The sequence below is a fragment of the Pedobacter sp. R-06 genome, from assembly GCF_049913135.1.
Classification (GTDB): domain Bacteria; phylum Bacteroidota; class Bacteroidia; order Sphingobacteriales; family Sphingobacteriaceae; genus Pedobacter.
The window spans coordinates 3249359-3261152 of sequence record NZ_CP183977.1; the positions used below are offsets into that span (position 1 = coordinate 3249359).

Annotated in this window: 10 protein-coding genes; 2 read left to right on the plus strand and 8 right to left on the minus strand. The window is 40.8% G+C overall.

What is annotated here, in order from left to right:
* Window positions 1-52 precede the first annotated feature (52 nt).
* The 8 genes from ACN9MR_RS13335 to ACN9MR_RS13370 form a co-directional block, all read right to left on the minus strand.
* The gene (locus tag ACN9MR_RS13335; protein WP_426330157.1) at window positions 53-1519 is read right to left on the minus strand and encodes a tail fiber domain-containing protein; all 1467 of its coding nucleotides are present in this window, start codon (window positions 1517-1519) and stop codon (window positions 53-55) included.
* Window positions 1520-1824: 305 nt separating this feature from the next.
* Window positions 1825-2229 (minus strand): hypothetical protein, encoded by a 405-nt coding sequence (locus tag ACN9MR_RS13340; RefSeq protein WP_426330158.1) that lies wholly within the window; start codon window positions 2227-2229, stop codon window positions 1825-1827.
* Between the two features lie 425 nt (window positions 2230-2654).
* Window positions 2655-3281: a hypothetical protein gene (locus ACN9MR_RS13345; protein WP_426330159.1), complete on the minus strand. Its 627-nt coding sequence runs from the start codon at window positions 3279-3281 to the stop codon at window positions 2655-2657.
* Window positions 3282-3452: 171 nt separating this feature from the next.
* Window positions 3453-4085 carry a response regulator gene (locus ACN9MR_RS13350; protein WP_426330160.1) on the minus strand — a complete coding sequence of 211 codons (633 nt, stop codon included), beginning with the start codon at window positions 4083-4085 and terminating at the stop codon, window positions 3453-3455.
* Window positions 4042-5151 carry a histidine kinase gene (locus tag ACN9MR_RS13355; RefSeq protein ID WP_426330161.1) on the minus strand — a complete coding sequence of 370 codons (1110 nt, stop codon included), beginning with the start codon at window positions 5149-5151 and terminating at the stop codon, window positions 4042-4044. Before ACN9MR_RS13355 ends, ACN9MR_RS13350 begins: the two co-directional genes overlap by 44 nt.
* Complete coding sequence (locus ACN9MR_RS13360) at window positions 5148-5573, minus strand: response regulator (RefSeq protein ID WP_426330162.1); 426 nt, start codon at window positions 5571-5573, stop codon at window positions 5148-5150. Before ACN9MR_RS13360 ends, ACN9MR_RS13355 begins: the two co-directional genes overlap by 4 nt.
* Complete coding sequence (locus ACN9MR_RS13365; protein ID WP_426330163.1) at window positions 5573-9016, minus strand: PAS domain S-box protein; 3444 nt, start codon at window positions 9014-9016, stop codon at window positions 5573-5575. The genes ACN9MR_RS13360 and ACN9MR_RS13365 overlap by 1 nt, the downstream gene beginning before the upstream one ends.
* 460 nt (window positions 9017-9476) lie before the next feature.
* Window positions 9477-10172 carry a LytR/AlgR family response regulator transcription factor gene (locus ACN9MR_RS13370; protein ID WP_426330164.1) on the minus strand — a complete coding sequence of 232 codons (696 nt, stop codon included), beginning with the start codon at window positions 10170-10172 and terminating at the stop codon, window positions 9477-9479.
* A 195-nt stretch (window positions 10173-10367) separates the two neighbouring features.
* Between ACN9MR_RS13370 and ACN9MR_RS13375 the strand changes: the two genes are divergently transcribed.
* Together ACN9MR_RS13375 and ACN9MR_RS13380 are read left to right on the plus strand one after the other, a co-directional pair.
* Complete coding sequence (locus tag ACN9MR_RS13375) at window positions 10368-10877, plus strand: DUF4402 domain-containing protein (protein WP_426330165.1); 510 nt, start codon at window positions 10368-10370, stop codon at window positions 10875-10877.
* Between the two features lie 107 nt (window positions 10878-10984).
* Entirely contained in the window at window positions 10985-11770 is a 786-nt protein-coding gene (locus tag ACN9MR_RS13380; RefSeq protein ID WP_426330166.1) for a hypothetical protein, read from the plus strand.
* The last annotated feature ends 24 nt before the right edge of the window (window positions 11771-11794 follow it).

An 11794-nucleotide genomic window follows, 5' to 3' on the forward strand; every position in this document is an offset into this window, starting at 1 on the left:
CATTACATAGTAATTAATTGCCCTCCCATTTTGAGAGAGCCTGCCTAACGTATTACTTCGCTGTGGAAGTTAAAAGTTTCTCTAACGAGTCGAGACGCTCTTTAAGTTTTCTTAATTCGACTGCTTCGGCTGTTAACTCTGTAATTTTTTTGGATTGTTGATCTATCACTGCATTTTGCGATTGGATGGCATCCTGATTTTTTTTAACATCAATAGCTTTAGCAAGCTGTTGTTGGAGTGATGAATTTTCTGTTTTTATTGCAGCAATTTCTTCTGTTAGTTGTTTATTGAGTACTTGCTGTTCTGTAGACCTTTTTTCTAATCCCTGCAACATAATCATCATAATCCCATCCATATCAGCTGATGCCAACGTAGTATCATTACCTATTTTTCCAAATTCATCTTTGCCGAATGCCGAAAAAATCTCTTGTGCCATTGGACCATAATGACGCTCACTTTTGTCTTGAACTTTATAATTCCATGAACCGATACGCAATTGGCTTAGTTTTGACAAGAAATATTCTTGATTTGGTTTAATAAAGTTTTCTTTTTTAGTAGAATCTGAGATTGCTGCCCATGAATTTCCACCTGCAGCTAAACTCACACCTACCGTTTTAGTCGCATTGGTATACAATCTATATCCATTTGCATATCTCGCATTGAACTGATTAATTGCTGAAGCTCGCAAACTGTCTGTATTAGATGCATCACTCATAACCATGGTTCCGCTAAATCCAGCTGCAGAAGCACGTTGTCCAAAAGCCATTGCATAATCTGCATTTGCAGTACATCTGTAACCTATTGCTACAGCGCAGGTACCATGCGAAATGCTGGTATAACCCATTGCAATGCCATAAGCACTCATTGCGCTATTTGCATAACCAATTGATGTAGTATAGTTACCCGATGCTTTGGTATTGAAACCAAAAGCTACGGAATAAAAACCATTATAAGTTTCATCCCAACTATCAACACCAATGCCAACACCCCCAGCTCTAAACGAACCTTTATATGGATGCCACATCATACGTTCACCAGACCCGCTTGCAGGTATAGTACCTGTACCTAAAACCCCTCTAAGAACAAGACCTCCTGCTTTGTCTAACTGAAAATTTAAATCAGGCGTAGTAGAAAGTGAAGAATTTCTTACTCCATAAACCGTCATACCACCTTCATTAACCATCTTTAAACCGCTTATAGATCCATCAAATGATAGCGTTTGGGTGTTGGTATTCAAATTGGCAGAAAGTGCAGTTAGTGCGCTAAAATTTACCCATGCGGTACCGTTGTAATAATAAAAGCCGGCGACGCCATCAGTTTGAAAAATCAAAAGGCCTGTTGCAGGAGATGCTGGTCTATTCGCTAGTGTTACTCTTGGGGGTAAAAAGCCTTTATTAGTTGAAACGATCTCCAGTTGCGCACTTGCATGAGGAGTTGTAGTACCTATTCCCACTTGCGCGTTAACGATGCAAGTACATGAAATAAATAGAATGGCAAAGGTTAAGTAGAATTTTATCATTATAATTATTATTAATGGTACACAAAAGTCAATATGCATTTGAGGCATATTAATGCAGAGGGAATAAGCTAAGCAGACAGCCTTAACTTTTTTATTGCGAAATAAAAAGGAGAAGAGATTGAGGGAGCGTATCGGTCAAATGTAAACTAATTTATTAGATATTAGCTCCCATTTAAATTTTATCAAAAAAAACCATTCAGCTTCCCAAGGGTCGTCGAACCTGGACAGTTAACTATCTTTTACATTATCGATGCTTCAAGGGGGCTAACGCCCCCAGGAACCAGTTACAAAGCAGTATCAGTATTTCAGACAGTGTTAAACCTCTGCCTTATCGATATCACCCCAAACGCTGCCAGAACTATCGCCAAAAATGAAATATTGCGATCTAAAGGACATGGAATCACCTGGTTGATGGTGAACAGCTGACCAGGATAGGTATTACCGCCCTGTGGCTGACCATCGGGAATTCTGACCATGCAGCTACCGGATGCCTGTAATACCGTCTTGTTAGAGCAAGCAAGAAAGCTGTACGGCCCGTTTCCGTTGTCGTAGATAAAAACAGTTGTACTGCCCAGGTATGCTTGCTGATAGATCTGACCAAATGAAGGATAGAAGCATGCCCTGCCAGCCTGGGGGGGCATCTGACCATAAAGTAATGGGCCTGTCCCCAATAAAATCAGAAAAAAAATAGATAAACATCGGCTTTTCATATGTGTAGTGTTTATTAAGACTGTAAAAGTTGTTCTTTCAGAATACACAAATGGATTTCGGTCAGCCTATAAACTGATGAGCCCTCATGTTGATTAATCTGTAATATTTTGCTGCCATTGCTCTCTGCGGCTTGGTTATTTACAATTTTGATATTGTATCCCACCATTTTCCGATTATTCCTTTCCACGCACGCTACAGCTTACCAATGGGTCATCCAGCGCAACCGGGATGATTGCTCTGCGGCTCACTCGCCGCTTTTACTTCGGGCCGGGTCCTTACGCTGCTAACCCAATAAAAGAGCATTTTGGCATTTATTGAAAACTGGATCACTGATCAGCACGCTGTGGACCAATGTATGTTCTGGGGGTTCTCGGAACAAAAAAAGCCCTTGAAACCAATCAAAGGGCTTAAAATTAATCCGATATTATTTTGAAAAAGCTAAAGCAGTTTCCTGCATTTTGTTCCAGTTTCCAAAGGCCTTTTTAGCTGATGATCTGGCAGAACTCAAGTCTATATCTCCAGCGATAGTTAAAAAAGTTTTTTCCGGAGAAATCCGGTCATAAAAATTTTTAATATCTTCCAACGACAGGGCATTGACAGATTTTTCGTTTACAGTTTGATCGTAATCATAATCTTGTGATTTTAAACTGGCAATCAACTTAGCTTTTGCTGCGTTGAAATCTTTTTGATCTAAAACTGCATTTCGGATTAATGAAGCCATTAGGGCTAAATCTTTATCAAAATCAGTACTGGAAGTAGCCAATCTGCCGCTATTGTCTTTAAAACTGATGTTCGGGCTTTTACCGGTGTTTTCATTTAACACAGCGTTGAACAACTCCACTATTCCATCTTTTTTTCCTTCGAAGGCCTTGGCATCCAAAGTAAAACTAGAGTAAGCTTTTGGTGAACGGCTGTTCTCAGAAATGATAATGTTCATTCCGTTTCCGAGTCTATAGCCAACGGGCTCACTCATTTTGGCTGATTGGGCCTGAGCGTACTGAACAGCAGATACTCCAAGTACGATAACAAATAATTTTTTAAGGTTTTTCATAACTTTAGGTTTAATAATGATTCCATTTAAAAGCGTGGATGTTAGATATGCCGGTAGTGGCACTATAATCTGAATATCCTTTGCTGATAATCAAAGCTATTAAATAGGTAATTATGAAAATATAGATGTAACTATGAAAGCTCTGTAGTTATTTGGTTGACATGCAACAAATTAAACAAGCTTCTGAGTGATCGCATAGGTAGTGAGCTCGGCGTTGGTTTTCATCTTCATTTTTTCTAGGATACGTGCCCGGTAAGTGCTGATGGTAGGTGTGCTTAAGCAGATCAGTTCCGCAATTTCAGTAACAGTTTTACCCGAGGCAATAAGCAGCAGTGTCTGATATTCCCTGTCGGATAAAAGTTCGTGAGGTTCTCTATCAGCGTTGTCATCAAGTAATGAAAGCAGTTTTTCTGACAAAGACTGGGATACATATTTCTTGCCCTGGGTAATTTGACTGATGGCCTTAATCAGTTCCAGATCAGCTGCGTCTTTTGAAAGATAGCCCGAGGCACCAAGTTTCATCGCCCTGAGCGCAATCTGTTCTTCACTGTGAAAACTGAACATCAACACCGGCGTCTTTAATTTTTCCGCTTTTATCTGTTTGAGGATATCCAGTCCGTTTCTACCGGGAAGGCCGATGTCCAGTATCAGAATATCCCAGTCATTTTCCTTCAGTTTTTGAAAAACCTCCCCATAGTTCATCGCTTCCCCAAACTCTACAGATGGAAAATCAATTGTACAGATCTGTTTGATACCGGTCCTAATTGCGGAATGATCGTCTGCTATTAATATTTTTTTTGCCATTTGTATCTAAAATAAGTTCGATGATTGTTCCGTTCTGTGATGAACTGTTGATATTTAATTTTGCATCAATCAGATTGGCACGCTCTTTCATGTTTAGTAGCCCCATGGAAAGGGGATTGTGCAGGGTTTTGGATTTAATCCCACTGCCATTGTCAATTATTTTTATGAACAACTGACCATCTGTGTTTTTGATCTGAATTTTTACCGATGTAGCGTTTGCATGTTTGGTGATATTGGTCAACGCTTCCTGGCAGATGCGGAAAATATTTATTTCGGGCATCTCATCCATAACAAGCTGGTCTGTGTCTGCTTCAAGATAACTGGAGATCCCAGTTTTTTTTTCAAACTCGGCCACCAGCCATTCTATAGCTGCAATTAAGCCCAGTTTATCTATCAAGACCGGCCTTAGTTCGTTCGCGATCTGTCTGACAGATTCTATGCTGATATTGACATCGGCAACCAGGGCGCTGATCAGTGTTTCCAGCTCATGATTACCGTTGTTGGACTTTTTCAAAGAGGACAAAGACATTTTAAGCCCCGATAAATGCTGTCCGAATTCATCGTGAATCTCACGCGAAATGCGTGCCCGTTCTTCCTCCAATGCATTATTCAACTGATTTGCAAAACTCCTAACGCGTTTTTCGGATTCCTCGAGCGCAGAAATTATTCTTTTACGTTCACTACTGTAGATAATACTTTTATATAATGAGATTGAGGTTAAATCCTCCTTCAGCAGGTAATCTGATGCCCCCAGCGAAAGTGATTTTACCCCGAATGCGAAGTCTGTATACCCCGTGAGCACAATAACAGGGATATTCCTGCATAGTTTGACCATTTCATAGATAAGCGCTTCACCGGCGCGGTCCGGCAAGGAAAGATCCAGAAGAACAACAGTGTACACGGGACCCGTTTTTATTAAGATCTCTTCAGCTTCTTTAAATGTTTTCACCTGAATGATTATAGGGGATTCAATCTGTTCAAAAATAAAATCCTCTACCAGGGCGAAGTCCCCCGGATTATCCTCAACAACCAGGATCCGGTATTCGGTTTTACTGGCATTCATCATTTAAGGGTAGGAATAGAGACAATGTTAATCCAGAAATCCTGTAATTTAGCCATGGCAGACATAAATTCCGAAACGTCGATCGGCTTGGTTATATAGCAATTGACAGCGTGTTTATAAGCCAATGATATATCCCGTTCCGAAGAAGAGGTCGTGAGCATGACCACAGGGATCTGGTTATACCGTTCACTCTTTTTGATGTACTGCAATACCTCATGTCCGTTTTTTTTTGGCAGGTTAATATCCAGTAATACCAGATCAGGCCTGTCATCACGGCCAACTAAAGTTTCAAAAAAGTTAACCGCTGCCCCGCCATCTCTCATTACGGTTACTTTACTGACGATCTTGCCATCTTCCAATGCTTCGGTCGTCAGTAAAATATCGCCTTCATTATCTTCAACAAGTAAAATATGTATGGGTTTCATTAGCTGCTTTTTAATATGGTGAAATAAAACGTGCTGCCTCTGCCTTCCTCAGACTCTACCCATATACTGCCCCCCAGGTTCTCTATTATTTTTTTTGTTACCGCCAGGCCCATACCCGTGCCCGAAAACTCGTCTTTATTGTGCAGCCGCTGGAATATGATAAAAATCTTGTCAAAATATTCCGGGTCAATGCCTATTCCGTTATCCGCAACCGAAAATTTCCAAAAAGTGCCGGTTTCCTCACCTGTTATACTGATTAAGGGAGATAGGCCTTTTATTTGATATTTCAACGCATTACTGATCAGGTTCTGGAATACCTGCCTGACCGGAACCCGATAGGTCTGTAATATCGGCAATTCGTTAAGGGTTATCTGCGCATTTTGTTCTTCTATCTGCTTTCGGTACAAAGCAAGGATATCATTGACCACTTTGACGGTATTAACTTCTTCGATACCCTCTTCCGATCTACCTACCCTAGAAAACTCCAGTAGGTCCAGTATGATGTGCCTCATCCGCTTGGCCCCATCTACAGCAAAATGGATATACCGTTTGCCTTTTTCATCTAGAATAGTCCCGTATTTTTTCTCGATCTGGGTTAAAAAACCGGTGACCATGCGTAATGGTTCCTGTAAATCGTGGGAGGCAACATAAGCAAACTGTTCCAGCTCTGCATTGGAGACAGCCAGTTCTTTGGCATGTTTTTGAAGAGATTTATTCAACTCTTTCAGACTATTTTCAGACACTTTACGTTCTGTAATATCTTTAAAATAAACAGATAAGCCATTGCCAGCCGGGTATGCACTTATTTCATACCATTTGTTTAAGGGTGTGTAATGATCTTCAAAATGTACCACGCGGTTAAATTCAATAGCTTCATGGTATAATTTATGAGATACTGAATCCAAAGAATCTGAAAATATATCCCATAAGTTATTGTTCAGCATCTCTTCTTTTGCTTTTCCCAAAACTTTCTCAGCCGTACTGTTCCAATAGGTCACGGTCCAGTTTTCATTTACAGCAAAAAAAGCATCATCTATACTTTCAAGTATCGTATTTCTTTCCTCAAGAGTTTCTTTGGCAGTAATTTCAGCTTTTTTCAATGCATCAATTTCCTGAAAACTGCCAATTATCCGTGTACATTTATCTTCCGAGAATTCAGGCTCGCCGATAACACGTACCCATTTGGTGTTTCCCCTGGCTGTTACAATCTGCAGTTCCACATCCCAGGATCTACAAGTGAGCATAGCATCCGAAATATACTGACTGATCAGGATCCTGCTTTCACCTTCTTTATAAAAATTGATGGTTTTTTCAAGATCAGGTTCAAAGTCCTCCGGCACTTCATGGATTTCCCTTGTCATCGCAGACCAGTAGACTGTTCCCTGGACCAGGTCAATTTCCCATCCACCAATGCGGGCCAGTTCCGTTGCCTTTTGCAGCAGTGTTTCCAGTTCCTTTTTATCTGTAATGTCCTTGGCAGCGCAATACAATGTCCCCTCTTCAGATGCCGCGGTTGTCGTCCATGCCAGCCACCTGATCTTTCCCGATTTGGTAATGTAACGGTTCTCAATATAATACGTAGGTTTGCCGTTAATTATGTTCTGTAATTCGGTAAGAGCATTTTCCCTGTCCAAGGGATGAACCATATCCAGATAAGGAATAGAAAGCAGTTCTTCCTTACTGTATTCCAATAAGGTACTCATTGCGGGATTGACCTTTTTAAAAAAACCATCAGTATTGGCGATACAGAGAATATCCGGTGTGAAATTAAATACCTGGTTGAGTTCCTGTTCCAGCTGTTTACGCTTAATCTCAGCACCAAGATACGAACCGATTTTTTCCAGCCTCCTCATAAATGCCGCGCCGCGGTGTTCATTGGAAGCCATCCCCAGCACCAGTACACCTACCAGTCCTTTATTATCAAACAATGGCACTCCATATGCTGATTTCAAGCCGGCTTTTTTTGCAGCTGCATGACGGATGAACTTTTTCTCTTCATCGATGTTCTGCCAGAACTGGGTGGTTTGGCTCTCCCATGCAACGCCGGGCAGACCTGTCCCTTTTGCAAAGATCCTGATATCAACACCGTTTTTGAAAAAGCCGTTTATTTTGACCCCTTTATAAAATCTGGCGGCCCGGCTGATTTTCTTTTTATCCGATCCGATCAACCAGGCTTCGGTCATGCAGAAATTGCCAAAACCCGTTAGATGTCCCAGTACTTTAAGAAGGATTTCATTTAATTCCCTGCCCTCTTTAAAACATAGGCTTATAGCTGATAACAGTGCTTTTTGCAGTTCCTCTGCCTTTCTTTCCGAAATGTCCCTGATAAAAATGGATAACCCGCTATCAGAAGGATATATCCTGTTTTCCTGCCACAGGTTTAACGGCTCATAATAATCTTCATTACAGGTATATATTTTTTCAAGGTATGCGGATTGGATGGCCCTGTATGTTGCAGAACCCACCACTTCCGGAAATAATTCCCAGATACAGTTACCGATCAGGGATTCCGGTGCCCTTCCAAGCATTTCACCGATATGCCGGTTTGCATAAGTATAGCACATATTTTCGTCCAAGGCAATAAATCCATCGGTAATATTTTCCAACAGGTCTTCAATCTGGGCCGTTTTTTTCAAAATTTCAAGTTCGGCAGATCTGACTTCGCTGTAATCATAAATCAGGGAATAAAAGCCCTTGGCCCTGCCATCCTGAATGTCCGGTACATACTGGGTATGGGTATAGATCCTCTTGCCCTTAGCCTTTAAAAAAGAGCGTTCAAAGCTTTGGGGCCTGCCTTTCAGGACGTTTTGGATATATGGCATACATTGTAAATATTCCTCTTTATCCATTAGGTTCCCTTTATGGATACCCTGCATTTGCGCTGGCGTTTTTTCAAACCATTCCAACAACGCTTTATTGGCAAACAGGCAGTGCAGGTCAGCAGTCCAGTAGGCGATCATGGCCGGCAGGTTATCGGTAATGGTCTTGACAAAATGCTCATTTTCTATAACCTTTTCCTGGCTTAACTTATATTCCGTAACATCCAGGAAATTACATACGATCGCATTGACATCCGGTTCATCGAACATATTGGTAAACGTGCACTGTAGCCAGATATAGTGCCCTTCAAAATGTTTTGACCGAAAGGTAGATGTTTTGGGGATATTGGGGCTTATGAGAACTTCCTGCAACAGCAGATCCACCATTTCCTTATCAACGGGGTGTGTTAATTCCCCTGCGCCCATTTCCATTCGTTCGGCGGTACTCCAGCCCACAATCCGTGTAGCGGACGGACTACGGTAGATGGTCTGAAGATCCTTATTCAATAATGCAATTCCCGAATAACTATTTTCGATCAGTTTTCTGAAGGTGATATCTTCATAAATAATCCGGTTATCGGAGGTTTCATTACCGGTATTGCCTGAGCTAACAGGCGGCGTCATACAGAAACAGCAGGAAGTTGATCATAGGGGAGGTTGTTTTATTGTACCTTGGTTAGCATATTATTAAAATTAGGCATTATTACTTACAGCAGCAATTATTTCAATGGTTATTATTTGTAGCTTGCTTTATTTGATTTTGGATTTCCTTAATCGATATCAGCGCTTTCAACATTCCGCCATTTCATGCTTTACTTTTTAGGAGCTTAAACAGAGGTATAGCCTCGGCTTTTCATTTCTGATTTCAGTTCAGGTGTAAATGACCCATAAGGCAGTGGCAGATCACTGGTGTTAAAAAAATGTAATATTTATAAAACACTGAACCAGATAAGCGTATAAAAACTATAGCTAGAAAGGTAAAGAAAGTTAGGAGACTTAGATTTGGGTTCTATCTAAAGGTATTCCTATACTCCATATTGTTGCAACTTTTATAAATATCCTACCTAATTAAAATGTCGAAGTTTTACAAAATATGCATTCTTTTATTTACTAATGCCCGGTAGGCATCTGATACCGGAATTTTATTTCTGTTGATCACCAACATTCCTCCCTCCATAGTATCTATCTTACTGATGTTAATGATGAAAGAGCGGTGTGTTCTTAAAAAAACTTGTTTAGATAACTTTTGCTCTACGGATTTGAGCGAAGAGTTCACAGCATATACCCGATTGATCACGTGAATTTTAACCTGATCCCCCATGGCTTCTAGATATAGGATCTCGTCCACCTTAAGCCGCTTGATGACATTGGCATCACGGATAAATATAAAATCGTCCTCTAAGGCATTTATGACCTTTTTTTTGTTTTCCAAAAATTCTTTGGCTTTCTCTATAACATTCCGGAAGCTATTTGGCGAGATTGGTGTGGTCAAAAGATCCGCGATGTCCATCTCGCAGGATTCTATTTTGTAAGCGGCGGCATTGGTCGTGAAAATAATTTTTGGTTTGTTTTGATCTAAGTTTTTCGATAACCCTATCCAGTACATTCCAGGCATTTCGATATCTAAAAACACAATGTCGACCGGCTGTCTGAGAATTTCCTCACAAGCTAAAGATGCATCATTGTATTCACCCAACAGTATTAAACTAGAATCCATACTGATCATATATTTCAGATCGGCGGCTGTCTTTTTACTATCATCAACAATTAAACAATTCATTTTTTTAAGCATGGAATTCCCGCTAAAGGTACGCTTTAATTCACTAGCAATATTTTTTATATGTGCTGAAAGGGAAACTTACAAAATCTCAAGGCATAAACCTGCTGCCCTGGCGGCCATATCTGCCTTTCTGGCGACTGCAATCTATCGGGACGAAGTAAAGATTAGCTTTGTTGACAAATAAACAAACTAATTATGAAAAGATCATTACTTATTGCATGTATTTCTTTTGCCTCTTTCATGTTCTCCACTTCAGCTATGGCACAAGCTACGGCAACCTCTACAGCTTCGGCCACAATCGTCGCACCCATTAGCATCACAAAGACTATAAACCTCAATTTCGGAAATGTAGCAACTAATGGAACTGTCGGTACTGTGACATTGACTGCTGGCGGAGTCCGCAGCTCTACAGGTGGGGTAACCTTACCGGCAGCTAACGGTACAGTCACAGCAGCATCATTTACTATCGGCGGCTCTGGCGTTTATACCTATGCCATTACACTTCCATCTTCAGCTGTTACCATTACCAGCGGCCTTAATACCATGACGGTGGATACATTCACTAGTACCCCAACTTCAACAGGTATTTTGTCTGCAGGTACCCAAACACTTACTGTGGGGGCAACTTTGAATCTAGGTGTATCACAAGCTGCAGGTTTATATACCGCAACCGACATCTTTGCCGTAACGGTAAACTATAACTAGTTAGTGTGGCTGCAGCAAATCACTAGCAGCCATTTTTAATTTGATCAAATTGGCGGAGGATTGGGATGACAAGAATTTTTACTTTTATATTCATTTTATCAGGTTTGATGGGAAATTTCTCAAAAGCTGAAGCACAGGGAAACTTAATTATTATTCCACGAAGGGTAGTATTTGATGACAGTAAAAGAACCCAGGAGCTAAGTATAGCCAACACAGGTGCTGATACGGCAAAATACTTGATCTCCGTGATTCAATACAGAATGACAAAAGAAGGAGCTTTTGAAAACATTACGCAGCCGGACTCCGGGCAAAATTTTGCAGACAAGAATTTCAGGTTTTTCCCAAGGAGTGTCGTACTTGGTCCAAATGAAGCCCAGACGATAAAAGTGCAGCTCAACAATACAGGGGATTTAAAACCGGGTGAATACAGATCGCATTTATACTTTAGGGCAGTTCCTGATGAAAGGCAACCTCAACTTGCAGATACCAATGCAAAAGCGATAGCTGTCCGGTTGGTTCCTGTATTTGGTCTTGCAATTCCGGTTATTATCCGCAGAGGCATTTCTACAAACAGTATCGCTATCGTAAATGTAGCGATGGAAAGCAAAGGTCCAGATGATCACCAAGTGAGGATGACATTTAGCCGTTCAGGCAATATGTCTGTATATGGTGATATTAGGGTGGAGTACATTTCGGCCCAGGGAAAAATTACACAAGTTGGCCTGGCAAGGGGATTTGCCGTTTACACGCCAAATGATGAACGCAATTTCAGGATTAGTTTAGATAAGAACCCAAATATAAACTACCATACCGGAAAGATACATATTATCTATTCCACATCATCCGAAATCAAATATGCCATAATTGCAGAAAAGGAATTGGTGTTACTTTGAGCGGAGACCATTGTTTCCAGGTGT

What these genes read in the sequence shown, in the direction of transcription:
- ACN9MR_RS13345 (WP_426330159.1), bottom strand. Translation starts at nt 3,281, where the DNA reads ATGAAAAACCTTAAAAAATTATTTGTTATCGTACTTGGAGTATCTGCT.
- ACN9MR_RS13340 (WP_426330158.1), bottom strand. Translation starts at nt 2,229, where the DNA reads ATGAAAAGCCGATGTTTATCTATTTTTTTTCTGATTTTATTGGGGACA.
- ACN9MR_RS13335 (WP_426330157.1), bottom strand. Translation starts at nt 1,519, where the DNA reads ATGATAAAATTCTACTTAACCTTTGCCATTCTATTTATTTCATGTACT.
- ACN9MR_RS13365 (WP_426330163.1), bottom strand. Translation starts at nt 9,016, where the DNA reads ATGACGCCGCCTGTTAGCTCAGGCAATACCGGTAATGAAACCTCCGAT.
- ACN9MR_RS13350 (WP_426330160.1), bottom strand. Translation starts at nt 4,085, where the DNA reads ATGGCAAAAAAAATATTAATAGCAGACGATCATTCCGCAATTAGGACC.
- ACN9MR_RS13360 (WP_426330162.1), bottom strand. Translation starts at nt 5,573, where the DNA reads ATGAAACCCATACATATTTTACTTGTTGAAGATAATGAAGGCGATATT.
- ACN9MR_RS13370 (WP_426330164.1), bottom strand. Translation starts at nt 10,172, where the DNA reads ATGAATTGTTTAATTGTTGATGATAGTAAAAAGACAGCCGCCGATCTG.
- ACN9MR_RS13380 (WP_426330166.1), top strand. Translation starts at nt 10,985, where the DNA reads ATGGGAAATTTCTCAAAAGCTGAAGCACAGGGAAACTTAATTATTATT.
- ACN9MR_RS13375 (WP_426330165.1), top strand. Translation starts at nt 10,368, where the DNA reads ATGAAAAGATCATTACTTATTGCATGTATTTCTTTTGCCTCTTTCATG.
- ACN9MR_RS13355 (WP_426330161.1), bottom strand. Translation starts at nt 5,151, where the DNA reads ATGATGAATGCCAGTAAAACCGAATACCGGATCCTGGTTGTTGAGGAT.